The sequence below is a fragment of the Enterococcus sp. AZ015 genome (assembly GCF_050499225.1).
Classification (GTDB): domain Bacteria; phylum Bacillota; class Bacilli; order Lactobacillales; family Enterococcaceae; genus Enterococcus_D; species Enterococcus_D entomosocium.
Window position 1 is genome coordinate 2,128,441 of record NZ_JBMHEX010000001.1, and the last position, 23,073, is coordinate 2,151,513.

Genomic DNA, 23,073 nt, shown 5'->3' on the forward strand with positions numbered 1-23,073 from the left:
TTATCTCATCCTCATTTCTTCATAAAAAGCAGTAAAACGTGTCAGTAAAAGCGAACTGCAAACAATCGTCGCCGTCATCGTCAAAAATGGTCCCCATGGAAACTGACGGCTCAGTAGGATCGCTGCAGCAACGCCAAGAATCCCGAACAAAAGCATCCGCCAAAACGGCACTTCTTGAATTTTTTTCCCTTGTGCTGATTTTGTTAACCAAATTTGACAACCAAAAAATAAACAAATGGCATAAATCCCCATGTTTGCACCTCACTCTTTTTGTTTTCCTTAAGCGGCTGTTTCTTCTTCTTGCTCTCGGGCAATCTGTTGTTTCTCAAAGACTTTAAAGAATGGGTAATAGATTGCGAGTGTGATAAAGAAGTTGACGATTACTAAAATCGCTGCTGCGATACTCCAGTCTGTACTCATCCAGGCGGCGATTGGTGCTGGAATGGCAAACCCAAGTCTGGCAGCCATCATCGGTACGACGCCCGTAATGGTCGCGAAGTAAGAAATCGTTGTCGTAATCAACGGTGCCACCAAGAAAGGAATGCCTAAGATCGGATTCATTACGATCGGTGCACCGAAAATCACTGGTTCATTAATATTGAATAGGCCTGGCAAGATGGACAAACGGCCCAATTGTTTCAAGTATTTTGATTTGGAGAAGAAGAACAAAACGACCAACGCTAAGGTCGTACCGGCTCCACCGATCCATACGAACCATTGTAAAAATTGTTCCGTAAAAATATTAGGCAATTCATGCGCATTGCCAGATGCTTGGAAGGCTTCCATATTTTCAGCGATGGAAATATCCCAGAAGGGACGAATGACAGGACCCATGATGGCTGGTCCATGAATTCCCAGTACCCAGAAGAAACAGATCAAGAAGACAGTCAATAAACCACCAAACAAACTGTTACCCGCTAGCACATCTTTTAACGGCATCAACAAGTTACTTAAAAAGCCATTGATATCAAAACCGAGCATATGACGGATCACCCAGAACAAAATCAAGATCGCTCCACCGGGAATCAATGCCATAAATGAATTTGTCACTTCTGGCGGCACACCATCTGGCATTTTGATGGTGATATTTTTTACGATAAAGAAACGATAGATTTCAACGGACAAGATCGCCGTAACGATCGCACCAAACAAAGAGCCGGAACCTAGGTTGGCCACATTGATATAACGCCCGGCATCAATGATACCTTCCACAGAATCAAAGACTCGCAACGGTGGTGCAGCGGTTACAAGAAAGGACATCGTTGCTAAGATACCCGCAGTCAATGAATCCAGCTTGTAGCTTTTGGCTAGCGATGAAGCAATCCCATACGTTGCATATAATGCCAATAATCCTACTGTATAACGAAAGGGAATATCCAAAACTTCCCGATACGGTTCGATCACCGCAGCGACCGATTCAATGGGGAAATTCAGCAAAATCGTAAAGAACGACCCAACGATCGTTAATGGTAAAGTAGCGATGATCCCCTTTCGAATCGCTACCATGTGCCGTTGCATCCCCACTTTATTTGCAATCGGCATCAATTTCTGTTCAATAAATTCTACAAACCCTTTCATAATTGCCTCCTTAGTTTATAACATTATAATGTTTATACAAGGATAATAGCACAGAGGATCAAGGTTCGTAAATAGTTTTTTAAACAGTAGATAAAATAATCTTTTCGCAATAACATTTCTTACAGTAACCATCAAGCGTCCTATCGTTGTCCTTTCGGTCGATACTGATACATAAATCGATTTTGGATGACGGTACAATTGATGATAAGTAACAAAATGAAAACTGGCGCCAAAGGAGTGCGGATCAACAGGAAAAACAAACTGAGTAAGAAAAGTAAGGAAACAAGTAATAGTTTCCAAAAAGCCAGCGTGATTCTAGCATTATTTTTTTCTAAAAGAAGATGGGTCAGAAAAATCAAGAGCAAACAACTCACTACTAGAACCATTCTACTCACCTTCTTTAACTGTTTCTAGCTCTTGCGCCACTTGAAGTTTCTCAAATGCTTTGAAGAATGGATAATAAATCGCTAACGAAACGAAGAAACAGACGAAGACCATCAAACAAGCAACCCAATTCCAATTTGAGGTAATCAATGCGCCAAGAGGTGCGGGAATTGAAAATGGTGGTTTGACCATCATCTTAGGCATCCAATTTAAAGCGGTAACGATATAAACTATAATGGTATTAGCAATTGGCACTAGAATAAAGGGAATCGCCAATAGCGGATTCATTACAATCGGTGTCCCAAAGATCATTGGTTCATTAATATTAAAAATTCCCGGTAAAATGGAAAGACGCCCCAATTGTTTTAAATAGTTTGAACGGGAGAACATAAACAAAACAACCAATGCAAGCGTTGATCCTGTTCCACCCATTTGGGCATACCATTGATAAAATTGCTCGGTAAAAAGATTTGGTAGATCAAAGGCAGACATCCCATTTTGGAACAATTCTGCATTTTCTAAAATTGCCTGATCCCAAAACGGGCGAATGATGGGACCTAAAACGGCATGGCCATGAATACCCAATACCCAGAATACACAGATTACAAATTGTGTGATGATCCCACCAATCAAATTATTTCCCGTTAAGAACCCTTTTAAAGGAGAGATGGCGATCGTCAACAATCCATTTAAATCAAAACCAAAAAAGTGTCGCGGAATCCAAAAGACTAAGATAACTAGCAAGGTTGGTAGGAGTGCCGCAAAGGATTCTCCTACCACAGGAGGTACGCCTTCTGGCATCTTGATTTCCAAGTTTTTTGCTTTCGTAAAATGATAAATCTCTACTGAAACTAGCGCCGCAATGATCGCACCGAATAATCCTTGTGATCCAAGTGAAGCAATGGGTAAATACCTTCCTGCAAGTACGGCATCTCCTGTCGTGCTGATGCCTTCCGCCAAATTGATTGGAACGACCATTAAAATCGTCGCTAACATGGATAAAAACCCACTTGTTATCCGATCGAGTTTGTAACTTGCACCTAAGTTGGAGCCGATCGTAAATGAGGCATAGAGAGACATTAGCCCCACCGTAAATCGAAAAGGAATGTCAAGTGCCGGTAAATAAGGAGCGACCCATTCGGTATAACCAGGAATCGGCAAATTTAAAATAATGGTGAAAAAAGAGCCAACGATCGTGAGCGGCAAAATAGAAATCAACCCATTTCGAATTGCCTGCAAGTGCCGCTGCTGTCCAATAGCATTGGCAATCGGTAATAACTTCATTGCAACCGAGTCTAAAACTTTCATTATAAAAACCTCCTAAAATTCGTTTGAAAAACCATTTCTTTGAATCACTTCTTTAAACCATAGACCAGACTTTTTCATCGTTTTTTCTCCTGTTTCTAAATCTAAGCGATAAAAGCCATAGCGATTTTTGAACGCATTTTGCCAACTCCAACAGTCCACAAATGTCCACATGTGATACCCCAGACAGTTACTACCCTCCGTCATTGCTTGGTGAAGCTCAATTAAATGCTCTTTTAAAAAAGCAATCCGATAGTTGTCTTGTACTTGCCCCCCTTCGATAAATGTTTCTTCTCCCTGAATCCCGATGCCATTTTCTGAAACAAACCAATCAATATTCCCATATTCTAACTGGATTTTTTTGGCGATATCATACAAGCCATGAGGATAAATCTCAATCCCCCTTGAAGTATTCATCCTTCTGCCGGGCATCTCGTAATCATCGTAAAACCATTCTGGCGAAAAAACTCCCTCGGGATTAGGCAATGATTCTTTGGCTTTCACTCGCCGTGGACGGTAATAATTGATCCCTAACAGATCAATCGTTGTTTCAGCAATCAAGGCAAGATCCTGTTCTTCCACTCGTGGCATTTGGTCGTAGCACGTTAAAATAGACTTTAACTCTTGAGGGTAACGACCTTTTAATATCGCTTCATTAAGGGAGCGAGTATAGAAGAGGTCTGCCATTTCCGCTGCCTTTAAGTCGGCAGGATGTTGGCTTCTTGGGTAAACTGGGATCACATCCATGATGATACCGATTTTCCCTTGATAAGTTCCTTGTCGAAAGACCTTAACTGCCTCACAGTGAGCAAGGATGATATGATGAAGTACTTGTGCCGCTCGTTTAAAATCAACTACATAAGGATAGTGCCGGTCATGCAAATAGCCGGCTTCTGCTGGAATCATCGGCTCATTAAAGGTAAACCAGTACGCAACTTTCTCATGAAATAAATCAAAACAAATTTTCGCATACGCCCGATACGCTTCGATGACCTCACGATTTTCAAATCCGCCGATTTCTTGTAATTTCATTGGCATGTCAAAGTGATAAAGATTGATAAACGGTTTGATGCCTCTTTGATTTAACCCATCAAGCATTCTGGTATAAAAAGCAACTGCTTCTGGATTGACTTCCCCTGTACCTTCGGGAATAAGACGTGACCAAGAGATCGAAGTCCGAAAAGAATTAAAAGAAAGTGCCGCCATTCGATCCAGATCCGCTTCCATTTCCTGATAAAACCTTGATGTATGTTCTGTTGTAACTCCTTCAAAAAACCGATGGTTATAGTTTTTTGATGCATAATCCCAAATGTTTTCTCCTTTCTTGTCTCCAGCTATCGTTCCTTCTGATTGTGTCGCACTCGTTGCTGCACCCCAGAAAAAATTCTTTGAAAAATTATACGCCATGTCGCCCTCCTACAATTCCTTTTTTACTAAGCGAAGCATCGCTTACATCGTTGAACAACGAAAGTATAGCATGAAGTAAAATCAATATAATGTTATAATCCTAAATAGAGAACGTTTTCATCCCTTGTCATTTGTTCCACAAAAAAAACACTTTGTTACGGAGGTGCATCATGCTTTTTCTTGTCTACAATCCTGAACTTACTGCACTAGAATACGAGGTTTACCTATTTGTATCAAAAAACTTGGCTTCAGTATCTAAAATGAAGATGAAAGTACTTGCCAAAGAGACCCATACCAGTACTGCTAGTATTAGCCGCTTTTGCAAAAAATTTGAATGTGATACGTTTACCGAATTTAAGATCAATTTGCGCTTTTACTTAGATTCTCTCGTAAAATCCAAAATATCCGATAGTGATGAGTCCCAAACAATTGATTTCTTAAAGCGAGTAAACCAACCCTTTTTATCTGAAAGAATCGATCGAGCAACAGAGATTCTTAAGAACAAAAGCTTTGTGCTATTTATTGGATCAGGTTTATCTGAAACGATTGCGGAATATGGTGCACTCTATTTTACTGACTTAGGAAAAACGGCATTAAAAGTTGATGATCCCTCAAATTATCCTATCGACTGGTTTCCAGAAGACATATTGTGCAAAACCGGTATCATTGTTTTGTCGATTTCCGGGGAAACACAAGAAATGATTCGATACTTACAAAAGTTAAATCAAAAAGAGTGTCAGATTATTGCCATCACGAATACGGAAGATTCAACCATCAGCCAGTTATCCGACTTAACGGTGCCCTATTACATCGAAAGAGAGACCATTTTTAAAGCTAGTCAAAAAAAAGAGAAAACCATTGAACTGACTTCTCAGCTACCAGCAATCTATTTAATTGAAAAAATTGCCAAAAGAATACGCCTATCAGAAGAATTTCTCTGATAGGCGTAGGTAGTTTTAATTATTCAGCGGCCTTCACAATCAGTAACTAAATCAAATAAAAGTTCCACCAAATAAATGGCTGGAATTTGTGAGGACAATGAATCAGCTTCTTGATTATCGGAATAATAATAAGCAAAATTTCGCTCAGATAGTTTAGCAATTGACGTTGTTGAACGATTTGTCAGTGAAATGGTTGAAATTCCAGAGAGGCTACATTCAGTGATCAAAGATTCAAGGAATGGATCGGCGCCTTTATTAGAAAAGACCAGCAACGTGGTTTCGCTACCTAAGGTTCGCCAAACGGATTTAATCGATGTTGCTTCTTCCTCTACGCTCACGATCTTATCTAAACGTGCAAACTTTTGTTGGGCATAGCTCAAAGCAAGTGTCGATTCCCTATCACTGGCTAAGATCAAAAGTTTTGCTTTACTTATTCGTTTGGCGATCGTTAATAATGTTTCTCGATAGAAGGATTCATCCATACGTTCAAAAAAATAGTGCAGGGCTTTTTTATCTTGTTTGAATAATCGATCAGTCTTTCCTTGTTTCTGTAACGTCTTTTTCAATTTGATTTTAAATTCTGAAAAACCTTCGCAATCAAATTTTCGACAAAACCGCAGAACAGTCGTTGAGCTAGTTTTTGTTGTATCAGCCAGTTCACGAATAGACATCGAACAGACTTCTGCTTGCTGATTTAAAACGTATTGAAATAGTTGCCATTCTTTCTTACTGAACGACTTATTCTTGGCAGTGAGTTCCATTCGTTTTCTCCTTGTTACGCCCCTTCGTCTCCAGCAATCTTCTTCTCATAAATAAAATCATCCATAACAAATCCCGAACCAATCGTAACGGTGCGTTCAGAAACGCGTTCAAAGCCGCGATGTTCATAAACAGCGATCGCTTGCTGATTTTGTTTGTTGACGTTTAAATGCAACGTTTTGCCTGAGGCGATTTCCTCATACCAATCAAAGACTTGGCTGGCATAGCCTTTGCCTCTAGTGGATTGGTGGAGATACAATTTACTTAAATAAATCTGCTGCGGCGTTTCTTCATACGCTGTATACCCCACTGCTTGGTCACCTTCCATTAGTAAAAGATAGACGGCTCCTTGCTGGACTTCGTTTTGAATCGCTGCTGGTGATTGATAATGAGCCAGCATATACGCGACTTGATCCAAACCAATGATTGGTGTAAACACTTCTGGCCAGATTTCTTTGATCAAACGATCCAACGTTTGGAAGTCTTCTGGTGATTGAATGATTTTTTGTGTAATTGCCATAAGAATCCCTTCTCTCTGTTGCTGTGCGAAACAGAAACTCGCTTATAAATATCTCTATTATAAGGGAAGAACCAAAAAAAGAAAGGGCACGTTGAATAAAGATCCCTAAAAGTTTCAAAAGATGGTAAACTAGAAGTGAAAAAATGGCTACTAAAAGGAGGTAGTAATACGATGCAACTCTTACAACTACTTTTACTAGCAATCATTTTTGTTTCTTTCTTCATGGTGTTGATTACACGGGTTTTATCGATGACCAATGGCTTGATCTTTTCTCGTTCTCCTCAGAAATTTAAAGCACACGCTCATGATTCTAACTATGAAAAAGAACGACAAGCAGGCAAGCGCTTGAAAGAGATTATATTTCGACGCATTATTCCTTTAGGTATAGCCTCTTTGCTCGTCTATGGATTAACCGCACTATTAAACGTCCTTTAAAAGTTTTTTAAAAGACTTGAACAAATCGAAAAATAACCGGCATCTTTTCCTGTTGATCAATGCTCCCTCGCTTTCGCTGCGGGGAACATCAATGCATAAGATGCCGTTTTTTTTTATTTGCTTACTGCTGCTTTAGAGGCTTGAACTTTTTTCAGTAAAGCGAAGAGGACTTGGCTATCATCGATAGCCGCAATATATTGTTGGCAAAGTGCCATCATTTCTGTTTCATCCATTTTATCTAAAGAAATAACTAATTCATTTTCTACTACCTGCTTATTATTCATAGGGCTCCCTACTTTCTTCCTTTGTTACCTCTAGTTTGCCATGAATGAGCAGGTTCCGTAAGAACTTTTCAGTTTACAAACAGGAAACGGGTGGTTTACATCCTTGTCCTACCAAGGTTTTGCCAGAAAATTTATTCGGTAGCTGGCTCAATGTGGATGTCAGTATCAAACACCTGAAAACGATCAGCTAAGAGATCTTCAATAGCATCTGCCACGTTATGACTCTTTTCAACCGTCAAAGATTTGTCCATCGTCACGACGACATCAAGAAAAACATTGGCGCCATACATTCTTCCTCGAATCGATTTAACAGATTTCACTTCAGAAAAACCAGCGATTGCCGCTTCATACTCCACGACTAACGATTCATCAAACCCATCAGAAAGTGAAAAGGCACTCTCGCGAAAAATGTCAACGGCAGTTTTGATAATCAAAAGAGCTACCACGATCGCAGTCAAACTGTCTAACCAACCGATACCAAATGAGGCGGCAAAAATAGCGATCGCCGTTCCAATACTCGTCCACGCATCGCTGCGGTTGTCTTTAGCAGCTGCTAGCAAAGCGGAGCTTTTTACGCGAGCGGATAATCGCTTATTGTAGTAATACATACCATACATCAAAATAGCTGAAATGATACCGACGACTGCCGCAATCATATCGGGACTTTGCGTTTCACCGAGTAGAATCGTTTGAATGGAGGACCATAAAACCTGCAGACCGACCGCCAGCATAATCAAGGATGTTACGAGACTCGCCACATTTTCTGCTTTCCAATGACCATATTTATGGTCTTCATCTGCTGGCTTTTGAGCCAAACGCAAACCGATCAAAACAGCGATAGACGCTACAATATCCGTCGCATTGTTTAATCCATCCGCCCATAATCCTTCAGAGTTTGCCAAACGACCAATAACTAGTTTGGCGATGGAAACAAAAATGTAGGCAACGATACTTAAGATAGCGCCTCTTTCTGCTTGTTTTAATTCTGCATATCTTGTTTGATTCATGTCATCCCCTCCAATTAGTCAACTTGAAAATAATAGCTGAAATTTTCATCAATTGCATCATTTATTTGAGAGATTTTATTTTTTAGGAGTGGCAAACATTCACTTCTAGTGAAACGAATTTCTGTTCTGAGGTTACCAAAAAAACAGGACTCCCAAGGGAATCCTGTTTTTTGCTTTTTTTCTTTCACAAAGAATCGCTGCTACTCGTTCACCAGCAGCTGTCGATTTCTTTCACTGAATTTCTCATTATGGGAAGAAACCATCGCCTGTGGGACACTGGTCGGCTCTAAATAGTGTTTGATTTGGTTGACTGCTTGCGCAGCATCTTGAAAGGCGCCTGCCAAAAGATTCACTTTGCCTTTGAAGTAATGGATGTCACCAGCTGCAAACACACCGGGATGGCTAGTTTTTGTGGGGATCTCGCAATTGAGATAAAAATCTTCATGACGTGCGAGATCAAAGGAAACTTTATCTAACAAGGCACTGTCCCGGTCATAGCCATGTTGGATCAACAAATGATCGCATAAAAAATCGATCGTTTCTTGGTTAGCACTGTCTTTTAATCTTAGAACCATATTGAAGGTTTCGGCTTGATTCACCCCGTCAATCGTGTGATTCATCAGCACTTGAATCCCTTCTGCTTTCATCTTCTTTACTTGTGCTTCATGGGCCTTCAATTTCTCGCCCCGATAACAAAGCGAAACTTTTGCCCCATAAGACGCCGCTTCAATCGCATAATCAACTGCTGCATCCCCGCCGCCAGAGATCACAAGATGTTTGCCTTGGATCGCTTGCTGGTCAGGAAACTGATAGTGGATATAGTTGTCGACATTATTATGGATGAAACAAGGCAATTTTTGCGGAGAAACGACACCGCCGCCAATACAAACTAAAACGGTGCGTCCAACATGGGTCCTCCCTTGGTCATCAACTGCATAAAAAAGATCGTCTTCCTTGGTCAATTCGATGATTTTCGTTTTCAGATAGATCGTTGGATCAAACAACTTAGCCTGTTCAATCAAGTGTTCTTTGACTTTCTTCCCCTTGGTTGGCGGCAATGCACCCACATCCCAGACCATTTTTTCAGGATAAAAATTGATCTTCCCGCCTAATTCGGCTTGTGCTTCAAACAATACGACCGATAGATCACGTAATCCAGCATAAAAACTCGCATAGAGCCCCGTGGGCCCTCCTCCGATAATCAGAACATCTGCTATAGTGGTCATTGGCTAGCCTCTCTCCCATAAATGAAAATCATTCTCAATTAGTTAGTTCGATTATAGTCAACGAAACCGTGTTTGTAAAGAATTTTCTGAAAACAAATTAATTAACTTAGCCGATTATTTTTATTTACATTGTAAAGAAAAAAGCCTTTTCCTAAATATCTGCTAAAGAAAAAATGAGTAGAATGTTATTTTTTCTCATTTTATCTAGTGATATGTTTGTGATAGCTACTGACTTCAAGGTATACTCTTAGAAAGTAGGTGAAAAAATGGAAGTTGAAAAATGTTACGCACCCTTACCGGATGGGTCTGTCCTCTATTACGAAAAAACCGGTTCAGGATGCCCTCTTTTTTTATTGCACGGAAATGGCGGTAGCAGTGCCTATTTCTCAAAGCAGGTCGACGCATTGCGACAAAAACATCAATTGTACTTAATCGATAGCCGTGGGCATGGCAAGTCCACTAACACACAGAAAAAGATCGATTTTTTTAAAATGGCAACGGATCTTTTAGCAATCATTCAGCAAGAAAATTTGTCTAAAATCGCCCTATTAGGATTTAGTGATGGGGCTAATCTAGCAATGGTCTTTTGTCATCTTTACCCTGAGTATGTTAGTTGTATGATTTTAAACTCGGGCAATACTGAGCCACGGGGAGTTAGACTCTTTTCTCGAATGGGGAGTGTCTTGCAATATCTGATCGTTTGGCTTTGTTCCCCATTCTCAAAAGGAATGCGGGGCTTTCTCCCTATTTTGGGATTGTTGTTTCGTCCAATCGGTTTATCTACAGCCGATTTGAATCACCTCAGTGTGCCGACATTGATTTTGGTCGGCAAACGTGATTCGATCAAGCTTTCCCATTCATTTTATATTGCAAACAGTATCCCTCAGTCCAATTTTATCGTCGTCAAAGGACAAGGACATAGTTTTGCACGAAAGAATCCAGAGGTATTTAACACGAAAGTATTATCTTTTTTAGAAAAGGTCGGTGAATAACTATGAGAATCTTTACTTGGCTCCGCGACCACCGCTCACTGTTTAAAACACTCTTCTTGATTGCAGTAGCCGTGATCGTGTTGGGCGAACTGCTTTCATTAAGCAAGACGATCTCCATTGATCAATTAAAAGAGTTGTTTGCGCAACTGGCACTTTGGCGAGTGGCATTAATGGCTGTCATTGGGTTATTATGTGTCTTGCCAATGGTCTTATATGACATTGTCTTGAACCGCCTATTAGGGGACAAACCTGATCGCCGTTATTTGCTGGAAACCAGCTGGATCATCAACACTATGAACAACTTAATCGGCTTCGGCGGCTTCATCAGCATCGGATTACGCTCGGAATTTTACGGCAAAGGAAAAAAAGGCAAAGAAGTTGCCCAAGCAATTTCGAAGATTTTTATTTACCTGATGTCTGGTCTTTCGATTTTATCCCTTGCTGCACTAGCCTTCGTCTTATTTGGTCCAACGACAGATTATCTGCAACAGTATTGGATCTGGCTTTTAGGCGGTAGTCTTTATTTTCCAGTTGTCTATGCCCTTAGTTTTTCCAAAAAAAATGCTTACTTAGGTGGACTGCAACGGCGTGATCGTCTGCAGTTGATCGCCGCTTCCTTATTAGAATGGCTAGGTGTTTTTGCAGCCTTCTTTACGACTGGTCTCTTGATGGGCATCTCGGTGGATGTGTTTCAATTGTTGCCACTTTTCATCGCTGCCTCCGTGATTGGGATCGTTTCGATGATTCCCGGAGAACTTGGAACCTTTGATGTAATGATGATCATGGGAATGGGCTCACTGCAGATTCCCCGTGAAAGTGTCATTGCTTGGCTGTTGCTTTTCCGCCTGTTTTATTACATCATTCCCTTTTTGATCGGTTTGCTTTTTTTCTCAAAAAATGTCGGCGTCTCCCTCAACCAGCGCTTTTCTGGTATCCCCAAAAGCTTATTGTTGGAGGTATTCCATAAGATCGAAGTGTTGCTGCTTTATTTGACGGGAACGATGTTGGTGCTCTCCGCCACGATTCCAGAAGCCTTTGATCAAATCAAATGGTTAGCCCACCTCAATCCGATTCGCTTGAATTTTGTGATGCAGTACCCGAGTATTTTTCTCGGTTACCTCTTTTTAATTGCCGGTCGAGGTATATCTGCCCGTGTCAGTTGCGCGTACGTGCCGACGCTTTTGTTGATTGTAGCAACAATCGGTTATGCTATTTTTGCTGGCTTCCGTTTTTCGACCATGCTGTTTCTTCTATTATTATTAGCAATCATGATTTTTTCAAAAAGCGAGTTGTTCCGTAAACAACTCGTCTTCTCGTGGGAATGGCTGACGATCGATGGTTTGTTAATTGGTTCGTTGACGATCCTCTATGTCATTATCGGGGTCTACAATATGCCTCATATCAATCGACATCCAACGCATCACCATTCGATGGATTTTTTGCTTTTCCCTTCTGAAAAATTATGGCTGCAAGGGTTCGTTGCGATTTTATTCGTCGCCATTGCGATGCTGCTGTTTGCCCGGTACTTGATGGGACCAAAACACCAATTAGGCGTCAGTGCTGCCACTGATAAAGTGAAACATGTTTTAAATACTTACGGTGGCAACAGCGACAGCCATCTGGTGTATCTAAAAGACAAGAAAGTATACGTGTATCCAGAAATTGGCGAGCCGACGGTCTTTTTTCAATTTACGACCTTTAATAACAAATGTTTAGTCATGGGGGATCCTTCTGGGAAGCAAGCAGACTTTCCACAGGCACTGGAAACTTTCTTAACAGAAATGGATCAATGGAATTATCTGCCGGTCTTTTATGAAAGTAGTGAAGAAATGGTGATGCTGCTGCATGAATTTGGGTATGACTTTATCAAATTCGGTGAGAAAGCTTATGTGGATCTACCTAGCTTCACCCTCTCAGGAAAGAAAATGAAGGGACAGCGAGCATTGAACAATAAGATTACTAAAGAAGGCTTTACTTTTGATGTGCTCACCCCACCCTTTTCAGCCGAAACATTTGCAACGCTTAAGGAAATTTCTGACAACTGGCTAGATGGACGGAAAGAAAAAGGGTTCTCCCTTGGGTTCTTTTCAGAATCCTATCTAAGCACCGCACCAATTGCTGTCGTCCGAAATCAGCAACAGGAGATCGTCGCATTCGCTTCCTTTATGCCCACCTATCAAACAGGCCTAGCATCCATTGATTTGATGCGCCACGATCCTGAAAAAGCGCCGAATGGAACGATGGATTTCTTGTTTATTCAGCTATTCGACTATTTTAAAGAACAAGGCTACCAACAATTTGATTTAGGCATGGCACCATTAGCCAACGTTGGTACTTTCCGCAGCAGTTTCTTGCAAGAGCGGATCGCCTATCTCGTTTACACCTTTGGTTCTCGTTTCTATTCTTTTGAAGGGTTACGCGAATACAAACAGAAATATGCCGCTTCTTGGTCCCCTCGCTACATTTTATACTCTCGGGATAGTTGGATCGGGTATGTCATGATGGCCCTCTTGATCGTCGATAATCAATCGGCGGAAAAAACGAAGTAAAAAAGGTTCCCATACTCCTCTTTCTTTTCGGAGTATGGGAACCTTTTTCAATTGTTGTGCTTAACTTATTCAGCCGATTTAGATGGTGCATTTTCCCAAAGTTGTTTGACGACTGGAATATTTCCCAGTTCCGTCATATTTGATGGCAGAATGACCGTATTGGTATTGCTATTCACCACATCTCTGAAGGCTTCGATCCCTAGATATGATAGTGAGCGCTCGTCGAGCTGGCTTTCTTTGATTGCTTCATTGATGGCTAAAATCCGTTTGCGTTCAGCTTCAGTGATTTTCGCGATTCGTTCTGCTTCCGCCTCGGCATCAATCCGTACACGCTTTGCCCGCGCCTCGGCATCGATTTGAGTTTGTTCCGCTCGGGCTTCGGCGTCGATCGTCATTTGAGAAGCTTTGGCTTCTGCACTCAAGACTGAAGAAGATTTCTCACCTTGGGCTCTTGTGATCATCGATTCTTTGTCTCTAGAGGCAGTGATCAATTTGTTCATTGATTCAATGATTTCTTGCGAAACTTTGATTTCCCCAATGTTGATTCGGTCGATCGCTAACCCATAGCCTGCCGTGATATCTTTGATTGAAGTAAACAATGCTACGTTGATTTCTTCAGTCCCATTTAAAACTTCATTTAAATCCATTTTCCCGATGATTCCCCGCAAGTTCGACTGGGCATCTTGGATCATTGAAACAACGGAGTTTTCATTTTCGTAGACAAAGGCACGCACATCTGTGACATGGTATTTGATTGCTTCATCAATTTGAACGATTACATTATCTTTTGTGATTGCACTTTGGGGTTCGATCTCCAAAGGAATCTGTTTCAAGGACACTCTTTCTCTAACTGTATACAAAATCGGAACAAGAAAATGAAGCCCTGGTTCCAACGTTCGAACGTACTTCCCAAAACTTTCGACAACTTTGACTTCCCCTTGACGAACGATCACAGCAGTGCTTGCAATCAGCCAAATCAGAATCACTAATACTAAAATAACTAAAATAATTTGGATAATGATCATTGTAAAAACCCTCTTCCATTTTCAAATAATGTATTGTTTACACGGGTCAATAAGACACCGTTTTCAACCCCGATAATCTCTAACATGACATTTTCAGCAGGAATCCCTGCAATCACCCGATATTCTGTATAGGTGCCATAAAGCCGTATATAGCCTGAATAATGATCCGTCAACGATCGAAAATAGCGCCCTACCGCTCGTTTTTCCATATAATCTACGATGATTTTCACCCTCTTTGCCTTCATGCAGTAAATTTGAAGCTTCAAACTCATTTGTTAATCTATTACAAGTGTTACTAACTATGATAGCACGTTTCACCCAAGAGAACAGTAAACTTATGCTGATTCCGCTTTTTTTTAGAAAAAAAAATAGAACGAAAACCAATTCCTTGCATTTTTCATTTAAATTGCATACAATTTAATTGTACAAAATATAAAAATCAGGAGTGAAGAAATGATGAAAAAAATGTATTCGACTAAAATGATCAACACTGGTGGCCGTTCAGGAGAAGTACACAGTCCCGATCATTCATTTGAGCTAAACATCACTGCACCTGGCAAACGTGTCGAAAATGCTACCAATCCAGAACAACTTTTTGCAGCTGGTTTTAGTGCTTGCTTCAACAGTGCCCTTGAATTGGTGAAAAGCAGCAAAGGAATCGATGGTGCTTCTACGGTGAGCGCACAAGTGACCTTATACGCAGAAAGCGAATCCAGTTTTGTCTTGGGTGTTGAGATCGAAGGTCAAATCGAAGGATTGTCAACAGAAGAAACACAAGAATTGCTTGAGATCGCTCATACCGTATGTCCTTATTCAAAAGCCACAGCTGGCAACATTGAAGTGACTGTCAAAGCCGTTAGCGAGTAGACTTTCGTTGAAAAAACAGCTATGATAAGAGGCGGATATTAGAAAAAGGGGTGAAAACATGAATGTCTTAGCGTTAGAAAACCAATTGTGTTTTCCTCTATACGCCGCTTCAAAAGAAATTATCAAACAGTACAAAGACTTACTGGACCCGTTGAATTTGACCTATACCCAATATTTAGTGATGTTGGTGTTATGGGAAGATGAAGCGATCAGTGTCAAAGCATTGGGGAAGCAATTATGTCTCGACTCTGGCACACTGACACCGGTTTTAAAAAAGCTTGAAGCAAAAGGCTACCTAGCAAGAAATCGAAATCAAGACGATGAACGTTCTTTGCGGGTCACATTGACTGACTCAGGCAAAGCGCTCCATGAACAAGCGTTAGAGATCCCCTACAGAGTGACCGAATTCTTGCCTCTTGAACCGGAAGAACTGTCCGTGCTCCATCAATTGACGACAAAAATGGTACAAAAATTTCAAGAACAAGAAAAATGATCCGCTGTTTTCACAGCGGATCATTTTTTTATCATGCAAACGAGTATTCTTTAAGAAGCTTTAGTTTTCAATTCACCAATCACATTTAGCAACTGGGTTAATTGTTCAGGATCTTCGATTTTTCTGATGGCGATTTTCACTAATTCAAAAATCTGGTCATCGGTTAGGCCTGTCTGTAATATCTCCAATTCACTTACAGCTGGCTGAAAGCGACGAGCCAAGACTGATCCGCTCATTTTGATACTTGCAATCTCCAGAACTCCTTTGTTTACTAACTTGCGAATCACGGACAGTGATGTGTTACGGTTTAAGCCGAAACGTTCACTAAATTCTGTACAGCACAGAGGTTCATCCACAGCCCAAAAACAAACTAAGACTTCCCACTCTTTTTTTGAAAAACTCAAGTAATCCATAATTGCTCCTTTCCATGCCGATGAGGCTGGTTCTTATTTTCTAAATTAAAACAATCGCAGCTATTTCAGTCAGCTGGCTTTCCTCTTCCTTTTTTCGATTGTTTTTTCTTTCACTAAAAGGATTATATACCAATAATAATCTATTTTATTCATAATTTCAAAATAATTTTTATTTTAATGATAAATAACATGTTTAATTATTCTTTTTCTTGATAAAAAAAAACGACTAGATCAGCTAGTCGTTTTCTTACTCTACTTGATATTCCTACGAGAAGTGTTTATTGAACACTGAAGATCAAACTCTCATGCTCTTGTTCTTTTAAGGAATAGCCACAAAATTCTTTATTCAAATTCGGAAAATCACGTTCGATCATCTGAATAATCTCGATTTCCGTCAACAGTTTGTCTTCTGACAATTGCAGCGAGTTCAACAAAACAAAGCGAGAATCATAGCCTAAAATTTCCGGCATCAACCGCCAAAAATTTGTGCTGTCAATTTGTTGGATCGTTTGTTCCATAGCAACAATCAAGTTTTGCACGTGTTCATAGACTTTAGGATAATCAGATTTTAGTAGATCCAACAGTGCTTGGTCTAGCACTTTATCTAAATAAGCCTTTGTATCGGTATAAATTATTGAAGAAATCACTTATTTCATCAATCCTTTCATTCAAATGCCATATTCGACATTGTCAAGGATGGCTCCTTGTTCTTATATATAGCATACTATCGGTGATTTTCGTTCTCAGATTAAGGATAGAATATAGAAAAAAAAGAGAAGCGTCTTTTCTTGTCCCCTAATCTTACTCCACAATAGCAAAATTTTGCTAAACTGATAAGCAAAGCGATTCAGCACCTATCGAAAATGAGAAAATTGTCAGATTTCCTTCCTTTTTTATCTATAGCGATTCCTACCCATCGGGCTCTGTAACTGCCAATAGCCTCGCAATTACACACTTCCACGCCTCCCCCCAATAAACGTAGGTTTTTTCTCATTTTAACAAACGTCTTACACAGCATAATTTCAGACAGAACCTTATACAACATGTATAATTAAATTATAGAAAGTCATCAAAATAAAACGAAACGAGGAGTGGATCACAGATGAAGAGTCATTGTAAATGTGGAAAAAAAATGAATGCCCATGAAAAAAGCTGTCCAGACTGCAAACACAAAAAACAGCAAACCTTAGAATCCTTGGAAAAATTCGTTAAATACGGCAGTTTTGCTTTAGCAGGCCTATCATTAGTTTTAAAAATTGCGAAAAGCCGCCAAAGTTAAAGGGACCGACATAAACTTTTAGACGAAAAAAACGCCTTCTAGGCGTTTTTTTTTCTATTCATTAATGATTGTACTCTCCAACAGCCAGTTGACTGTGCCTGTATAGGTACCTGGTAAAATCAAATCTAACTTGGGGAAAAAGCGAAAGTAGCAATCATATTCCTGAAGATCCAAGGTTAAGTCCGTTGCTCCTGTTGGCTCCTGCTGGAAAATCACTTGTTCTTCAGAAGTGACAGAAGCCACCAGCTGATTGGTCACCGGATCATAGAGTACCAACTGAATTTCTTCTGCCAATAGTTGCTGCTCTAGCATAAAATCCTTTATCTGTCCACTTAACTGCCAGGTTCCTTCGCTGGTATTGCTGATAGACAAAAGGGCTTCTTGATCAAAAGCAATCGCTATATAAGCAAAGCCATCGTCTCTGATGGATCGTACCAGTTCATTCAAGGTCACTGTCGCTGTGATTGAAGCAGGCGCACGCTGAAATTCTACAATCCCACGAAAGTCAATCCCATAATAACGTGTCGCCGATCGATTGCCTTCTGTATCGATCACATAGGAAGCCAGATAATAGGTTGTGCCTGGTTCTAGTTCTTCGGTGTCTAACACCAATGTATCCGTTAGCGGCTCCGACAATGTTCCCCGTTCAACCAACGCTGCTTCAGAGAAATCGGTTTCGGTGATTGTCACATCCTCCGTAAAGAACTCCGTGACATATATTTTGGCTTGGGTCGAGTTTTGGTCATCAATCGTGATCGGTATATAGGAATTGCGCTTTTGCCGCACGATCTGCAGGTCTGCTTTTGATTCTGCCAATGACGCCGAACCTGTTGTAAGCGTTGGTGGAAAGATTCCAGTCATTTGATAATAATGAATTTCTGGATCACCTGACGTCATACTGGAAACAAAAGCATTTCCATTAAAAACAGTTTGGACAGGGATGGCTATATCTAAATTCTGATTGAGCGGCGCTTCTGTGTAATTGACGGAAAAGTGAACGATGTATTCATCCCCTTTGACCATGTCAGGCAGTGTCGCAACCAATTGCCCATTTTCAATGACAAAAGGTAAGGCAGTTCCGCCTTCCGGCATGCCATTAACCATGATTTCACTGGCTTTTCCAAAATAAACCGCCTCGGGAACTAATGATAGTCCTTCTGGAAAAAGCGATGAGAGCAAGATTCCCGATTCCAAGTCAGCTAGATCACTGGTGCTTTTATAGGAGAGATAGGTCGCATAAGTAATGGTTTTGCTATTGTCGACAGTGGCTGGCTGGGAAAGTGTCGTACCAGTATCCAACAATAGTTTGACTGGGTCTTTTTCAAAAACACCGGTTCGCATCTCAAGTTCTACTAATCCTTCAACATCGACAAACGCCACTGCTTTTTCTTGAACATAGCCCCCGTTTGCACCAGTAAAACCAAAATAGACCGGTGCACTATTAGTCAGGTTCAAATTTGATTTGAAGGTGTCATCAACAGGTACCGTCACATCAACACCGAAATCTGGTACGGTGTAACGCAACGTTTGCGTTGGCTGATCAAAAACTACTGTAAAACTATGCCACACCCCATCGGAAATATCACTTACTGATACCGTATCACGATGATTTAAGACTTTATCGATAATCAGCCAGCCATCGGTGGTATATGCGTCATTTGAGCCGGGAAAATTCCATGCGATATGATGGCCGGAAGGAACATCGCGATCCATCATACCGTCCCCAGTCAAACCGGCATTATTATAGAACGTATCGAATTCAATCGCAAAACTTTGCGGGATTGCCCCCGTATTTAAAGGAGTCGTTCCTCCTGTATTTGACCAGACGCCAATCGTCGGTCCTGCTTGTTCTGCCAGCGCATTTAAGCCATTGCTTTGCATCACAAAAGCGAGCCCATCGCTGTCCGTTGCTGTATTATCGATACAAAATGCCATTTCTAACCGAAAAGAGCGAGTAAAAGAAACCGGCTTATTGAACCAGACACCACCACTGGAGTTGGTAGTAGCTCCATCATTAATCTGAACATAATTAACGCCCGGTTCCCCTTGTGGCGACCCCGCTTGTCCCACAGGAGTGATCAGAGAATCGTCAATCGCTAACGTAGGAAAATCTGGCGCAGATACCGCAGCATGGACGATTTCTTGTTTCCCACATAGCAGCAAAATGCTAAAAAAGAACACATAGCCCCATCGGATAATGCCAAACTTTTTCATCACTGTCCTCCGCTTTCTTCATTCTGATTCTTCTTGCACTGACAGCCTAACATCTGCTTCTGCTTTTTTACGTCTCCTATATAAAATGAACAAGAGAAGTAGGACAAACAGGAAGAGAAGTAGCCCTCCTGCATAGAGCCAGTACTGTTTTTGAAGATACGCTGCACCTAACGTTGTCTGACGGTTGATAAGGTTGGCTTGCTTGCGATCAACCACCACCGAATCCTCAAACACCCATGTTCCTTTAGGCGCATTCAACTCAATCCGTAATAGATAGGTCCCCGGTTCGAGAATGTTCTGATCAAAGGCACTAAACAGCTCCAAAACCGAATTCGGAGCTATTTGAAAATTCTCTGCAGAAAACCCACCGACCTTGTTGCCGCTATCTTGCTCACGTATCACTGTTTTGACAGTGATGTTGCCAAAGGCTGTGGGCTGATCATTGCGGATCCTACTTTTGAGAGCTGTAGAACCATATCTTTCCACCGCCTCAGAATTGACCAAAGACAACTGGGGGTCAGGCATGGTTGCTACATTCTGACGCAAGCGGACCCCTTGTTGAATTTTATAGTTGGCTTGCAGATTTGTTTGCTGACTTTCAGTTGTTTCCGCCGGTTCTTCTTCAAAGTCAAACACACCAAGTATTTCTCCTGCAAATTCTTTTGCCTTCATTGAAAGGGTAAAATGGACCTGACGACTTTCTCCAGGGTCAAGCTGGATCGTCTGTCTCGGATTTTCAATCAATTGACTAAACGAGATTCCTTGGTTCTCTTCGGCGGTCTGTTCTGCTTGGTACGCGATGATCCCAGTAGAGGCCGTATAACTATTTAGTGCTGCTGCTTTAATGGTCAACGGCTCTGAACTTGTATTATGAAGGGCAACGGTCAAATTCTGTTCGGTCTCATGATTTACCAGTAAGTCGAAATAACTGACGTCACTGACTTGATTTTGGGGAAGTTCTGGGGTTACAGTGAACCGTGTGGCCTGTGCATGACCGGTGACTTTCGTAAAGCAACACAAACTGATAAAGAAACTAATGAGTACGAAGCACTTGATTTGTTTTTTCATTGTCGCCCTTTCCTTGCTATTCTGCTTGATAGGTGTTTGATAATGTCCAAGTGATCGTTCCACTATAAGTGCCGCTGTTCACATTTTGTTTTGGTACGGTTAATGAAGCATTGGAAAAGTTAAAGTCATTGGTTGCTAAGCCGGTCGTCCCATTAGCAGAAGCGATCAATGTAGGTTCTGTTGCCCCTACCATCAATTCGGTGCCCGATACTAGCGTTGCATCGCCCGAAGCCGTTGAACCATTTAAAGTGACTTTGGCATTTGCTAGCTCGTTATCGCTGGCATTCGTCATTTTCGATAATTGCGCAGTCAACTGCCAGCCAGCTTGATTTGGTCCACGGTAATCCGTGATCGATGTCACTTCATCCGACGTTGTTTGAATTACTTGTTCATCGGTAGCGATATCTTGGATACTGCTTGTACCGAAGTTAAAATTGGTCACCTGATCCAGTGACAAGATTCCTTGTTCGATCGTTAGTGTTGCTTGACTCGTCATTGAAGCCGTTGGATTCGCTTCTGCTGCAGCTGCCGCAGTGGGCGCCATTCCTAAACCCATTCCGACCAAACCTAACATTCGTACCTTTTTGTTCATTTTCATCTCTTCCTTCACTTTTTTTTATGAGAAACCGAGGGTCATCAAAAAAACAGCCTTAAAAAATAATAATTTAATTGGTGTTTTTTCATTCTATTCTCATCTATCATAAGTATAATCCATCATGGTTATCATACGGTTCACAGATTTAGCGTAAAAAAAACGCCAAAAAGGAGAATCCCTTATGTATCGAGAATTCATTTCTCCCGCAGAAGAAAAGAAATTAGAGATTTTCAAAGTTGTCTGCAATTCCAACGGAGTGACATTGGTCCAACTGTCAGAAGTTTTGAATATCCCGCAAAAAAGCCTGCAAAAATATATCTATTTTTTAAATGAAGATTTGCAGCTGCTCTCACCTCACCTGCTTCTATCAAAAAATCATTACAATCAGTATTTTCTTGATCGAACAGAAGATGATGAACCTTTCTATGCACAATTGATGTATCATTACTTGCTCAACTCCACACAATATAACCTGATTCATTACTTGATTGGGCGCCCGCAAATGACCTTGACTCAATTATGTTTGGATTTGCATGTCAGCCAATCGCATATGTATCGGTTGATCAAGAAAATCAACCAACTATTGGAAAAATTTCAAATCCGAATTCGAACAGACCTGAATAATCGCATCGTTCTTGCTGGAAAAGAGCTTGATATCCGTATTTTCACCTACAGTTTCTTGACCCAAAGTGCGCCTGCTGATTTGTGGCTTTTGCCGAGTGTTTCCCATAAAAATGTCGAAGAATTTACGGCATTCTTTGCTGTTTCTCACTTTGATCCGTTGACGAAAAATAAACTCGCTGCATTTTGGCAAGCAGTGGTCAGCCGAACGATCCAGAAAAAATATTTACCGCCGATTCCTGAAAAATACATGGGATTGATGAATTTCTATTGTTTTTTACCAGAAGAAATTCTCGAATCACTTTTTTTGAGTGCCGATTATGCCTCAGAAAAGATGCTTCAGTCAGAGTATCTTTACTTGAATTTCTTTTTGCATGTCTTTTTGCCAGGGGTTGTTCCCCAAGAAAAGAATCAAACGATCATCCAAGAGATCAAACATTCTGATACTGATCTTGTGCGCTTTTTCACTGCAATGATCAAAGATTGGCACGATACCTTTGCTCCAAGTCAGGAAGCCGCCGAATTCGAAAAATTATTAAGCAGCTGTCTACTGGTCTTCAATCTATCGATCATTATCGGCATCGATCTTCTGGAAGTGTGGCAGCTAGAACACCAACTGTTGACTGAAAATGCTCCTTCCAAAGACAGAACCTATGAAGCAATCTGCACACTTTTACTGACCCATGTTGAAAAGTATCCATTTGCTGACTTGGATAAAGAGTATTTTGAACAGACACAGTTGCCTTATCTGGCTCATCTCTTGTATTTGGAAACACAGATGAATACGCCCCCGACCGTGTCGATCTATATTCAAACGACGATTCAATACCGCACAAAGCAAATGATTGAGACGAGGATTCGTTCGATTTATTCTAAAGCTTCTGTGACTTTCGTCAAACAAATGGAAGCCGCAGATTTATTGATCACGGATAATTATGAAGAAGTGATGTTTTCCGAAAAATTAGTCTTACTGTCTAACCTGCAAGCCGAGCAAGAGTGGGCAGCCGTTTTTGCAAAGATCAATCAACTGATGATGACCAAGATGTTTGCCGAACAAGGAAAATAAGTTGCCGATTCCATTTTCATCCGCAAAAAAAGCCCGAGCCTCTTT

The 23,073-nt window shown here is 40.9% G+C and carries 24 protein-coding genes; 8 read left to right on the forward strand and 16 right to left on the reverse strand.

Annotated features, from left to right (window positions below; all coding sequences use genetic code 11):
- The 4 genes from IGK85_RS09990 to IGK85_RS10005 form a co-directional block, all read right to left on the reverse strand.
- Positions 1-252 carry a hypothetical protein gene (locus IGK85_RS09990; protein WP_005235223.1) on the reverse strand — a complete coding sequence of 84 codons (252 nt, stop codon included), beginning with the start codon at positions 250-252 and terminating at the stop codon, positions 1-3.
- A gap of 27 nt (positions 253-279) precedes the next feature.
- Positions 280-1,578, reverse strand: coding sequence for a PTS sugar transporter subunit IIC (locus IGK85_RS09995; protein ID WP_005225702.1), 1,299 nt, complete (start codon positions 1,576-1,578; stop codon positions 280-282).
- Between the two features lie 387 nt (positions 1,579-1,965).
- Positions 1,966-3,270, reverse strand: coding sequence for a PTS sugar transporter subunit IIC (locus IGK85_RS10000; protein ID WP_008378600.1), 1,305 nt, complete (start codon positions 3,268-3,270; stop codon positions 1,966-1,968).
- A gap of 12 nt (positions 3,271-3,282) precedes the next feature.
- Entirely contained in the window at positions 3,283-4,674 is a 1,392-nt protein-coding gene (locus tag IGK85_RS10005) for a glycoside hydrolase family 1 protein (RefSeq protein WP_429972238.1), read from the reverse strand.
- 170 nt (positions 4,675-4,844) lie between these two features.
- On the opposite strand from IGK85_RS10005, the gene IGK85_RS10010 reads away from it, so the two are divergent.
- Positions 4,845-5,615 (forward strand): MurR/RpiR family transcriptional regulator, encoded by a 771-nt coding sequence (locus IGK85_RS10010; RefSeq protein WP_008378604.1) that lies wholly within the window; start codon positions 4,845-4,847, stop codon positions 5,613-5,615.
- A gap of 23 nt (positions 5,616-5,638) precedes the next feature.
- Here IGK85_RS10010 and IGK85_RS10015 read toward each other — a convergent pair whose 3' ends face one another.
- Together IGK85_RS10015 and IGK85_RS10020 are read right to left on the reverse strand one after the other, a co-directional pair.
- A complete protein-coding gene (locus tag IGK85_RS10015) occupies positions 5,639-6,376 on the reverse strand; it encodes a MurR/RpiR family transcriptional regulator (RefSeq protein ID WP_008378606.1) in 738 nt (245 codons plus the stop codon).
- Positions 6,377-6,390: 14 nt separating this feature from the next.
- Positions 6,391-6,894, reverse strand: a complete 504-nt coding sequence (locus IGK85_RS10020) for a GNAT family N-acetyltransferase (RefSeq protein WP_008378608.1) — start codon at positions 6,892-6,894, stop codon at positions 6,391-6,393.
- Between the two features lie 171 nt (positions 6,895-7,065).
- On the opposite strand from IGK85_RS10020, the gene IGK85_RS10025 reads away from it, so the two are divergent.
- Positions 7,066-7,329, forward strand: a complete 264-nt coding sequence (locus IGK85_RS10025) for a hypothetical protein (protein WP_008378610.1) — start codon at positions 7,066-7,068, stop codon at positions 7,327-7,329.
- 113 nt (positions 7,330-7,442) lie between these two features.
- Here IGK85_RS10025 and IGK85_RS10030 read toward each other — a convergent pair whose 3' ends face one another.
- From IGK85_RS10030 to IGK85_RS10040, 3 genes are all read right to left on the reverse strand, one after another.
- Positions 7,443-7,613 carry a hypothetical protein gene (locus IGK85_RS10030; RefSeq protein WP_005225698.1) on the reverse strand — a complete coding sequence of 57 codons (171 nt, stop codon included), beginning with the start codon at positions 7,611-7,613 and terminating at the stop codon, positions 7,443-7,445.
- Between the two features lie 131 nt (positions 7,614-7,744).
- Positions 7,745-8,620, reverse strand: a complete 876-nt coding sequence (locus tag IGK85_RS10035) for a cation diffusion facilitator family transporter (RefSeq protein WP_005235206.1) — start codon at positions 8,618-8,620, stop codon at positions 7,745-7,747.
- 200 nt (positions 8,621-8,820) lie between these two features.
- Positions 8,821-9,846 (reverse strand): NAD(P)/FAD-dependent oxidoreductase, encoded by a 1,026-nt coding sequence (locus IGK85_RS10040; RefSeq protein WP_008378613.1) that lies wholly within the window; start codon positions 9,844-9,846, stop codon positions 8,821-8,823.
- Between the two features lie 266 nt (positions 9,847-10,112).
- Between IGK85_RS10040 and IGK85_RS10045 the strand changes: the two genes are divergently transcribed.
- Together IGK85_RS10045 and mprF are read left to right on the forward strand one after the other, a co-directional pair.
- Positions 10,113-10,838: an alpha/beta fold hydrolase gene (locus tag IGK85_RS10045; protein ID WP_008378615.1), complete on the forward strand. Its 726-nt coding sequence runs from the start codon at positions 10,113-10,115 to the stop codon at positions 10,836-10,838.
- A 2-nt stretch (positions 10,839-10,840) separates the two neighbouring features.
- Positions 10,841-13,387, forward strand: coding sequence for a bifunctional lysylphosphatidylglycerol flippase/synthetase MprF (gene mprF / locus IGK85_RS10050; protein WP_429972239.1), 2,547 nt, complete (start codon positions 10,841-10,843; stop codon positions 13,385-13,387).
- Positions 13,388-13,452: 65 nt separating this feature from the next.
- Here the strand turns inward: mprF and IGK85_RS10055 are convergent, their stop codons facing one another.
- Together IGK85_RS10055 and IGK85_RS10060 are read right to left on the reverse strand one after the other, a co-directional pair.
- Positions 13,453-14,412, reverse strand: a complete 960-nt coding sequence (locus tag IGK85_RS10055; protein WP_005235198.1) for an SPFH domain-containing protein — start codon at positions 14,410-14,412, stop codon at positions 13,453-13,455.
- Complete coding sequence (locus tag IGK85_RS10060) at positions 14,409-14,684, reverse strand: hypothetical protein (protein ID WP_016620494.1); 276 nt, start codon at positions 14,682-14,684, stop codon at positions 14,409-14,411. Before IGK85_RS10060 ends, IGK85_RS10055 begins: the two co-directional genes overlap by 4 nt.
- Before the next feature lie 184 nt (positions 14,685-14,868).
- On the opposite strand from IGK85_RS10060, the gene IGK85_RS10065 reads away from it, so the two are divergent.
- A complete protein-coding gene (locus IGK85_RS10065) occupies positions 14,869-15,279 on the forward strand; it encodes an organic hydroperoxide resistance protein (RefSeq protein WP_034872372.1) in 411 nt (136 codons plus the stop codon).
- A gap of 58 nt (positions 15,280-15,337) precedes the next feature.
- The gene (locus IGK85_RS10070; protein WP_008378623.1) at positions 15,338-15,772 is read left to right on the forward strand and encodes a MarR family winged helix-turn-helix transcriptional regulator; all 435 of its coding nucleotides are present in this window, start codon (positions 15,338-15,340) and stop codon (positions 15,770-15,772) included.
- Positions 15,773-15,822: 50 nt separating this feature from the next.
- On the opposite strand, the gene IGK85_RS10075 is transcribed toward IGK85_RS10070, so the two are convergent.
- Together IGK85_RS10075 and IGK85_RS10080 are read right to left on the reverse strand one after the other, a co-directional pair.
- Positions 15,823-16,185 (reverse strand): hypothetical protein, encoded by a 363-nt coding sequence (locus IGK85_RS10075; RefSeq protein WP_008378626.1) that lies wholly within the window; start codon positions 16,183-16,185, stop codon positions 15,823-15,825.
- A 278-nt stretch (positions 16,186-16,463) separates the two neighbouring features.
- Complete coding sequence (locus tag IGK85_RS10080; RefSeq protein ID WP_005235188.1) at positions 16,464-16,832, reverse strand: DUF7006 family protein; 369 nt, start codon at positions 16,830-16,832, stop codon at positions 16,464-16,466.
- 455 nt (positions 16,833-17,287) lie between these two features.
- On the opposite strand from IGK85_RS10080, the gene IGK85_RS10085 reads away from it, so the two are divergent.
- Positions 17,288-17,464 carry a hypothetical protein gene (locus IGK85_RS10085; protein WP_005235184.1) on the forward strand — a complete coding sequence of 59 codons (177 nt, stop codon included), beginning with the start codon at positions 17,288-17,290 and terminating at the stop codon, positions 17,462-17,464.
- A gap of 54 nt (positions 17,465-17,518) precedes the next feature.
- On the opposite strand, the gene IGK85_RS10090 is transcribed toward IGK85_RS10085, so the two are convergent.
- From IGK85_RS10090 to IGK85_RS10100, 3 genes are read right to left on the reverse strand one after another with little or no spacing between them, the layout of a single operon-like run.
- Positions 17,519-19,678, reverse strand: coding sequence for a lectin-like domain-containing protein (locus IGK85_RS10090; RefSeq protein ID WP_008378631.1), 2,160 nt, complete (start codon positions 19,676-19,678; stop codon positions 17,519-17,521).
- Between the two features lie 18 nt (positions 19,679-19,696).
- A complete protein-coding gene (locus IGK85_RS10095) occupies positions 19,697-20,746 on the reverse strand; it encodes a DUF916 and DUF3324 domain-containing protein (protein ID WP_008378633.1) in 1,050 nt (349 codons plus the stop codon).
- Between the two features lie 16 nt (positions 20,747-20,762).
- Complete coding sequence (locus IGK85_RS10100) at positions 20,763-21,338, reverse strand: WxL domain-containing protein (protein WP_008378634.1); 576 nt, start codon at positions 21,336-21,338, stop codon at positions 20,763-20,765.
- Positions 21,339-21,522: 184 nt separating this feature from the next.
- On the opposite strand from IGK85_RS10100, the gene IGK85_RS10105 reads away from it, so the two are divergent.
- Positions 21,523-23,028 carry a helix-turn-helix domain-containing protein gene (locus tag IGK85_RS10105; RefSeq protein WP_005235177.1) on the forward strand — a complete coding sequence of 502 codons (1,506 nt, stop codon included), beginning with the start codon at positions 21,523-21,525 and terminating at the stop codon, positions 23,026-23,028.
- Positions 23,029-23,073 lie beyond the last annotated feature (45 nt).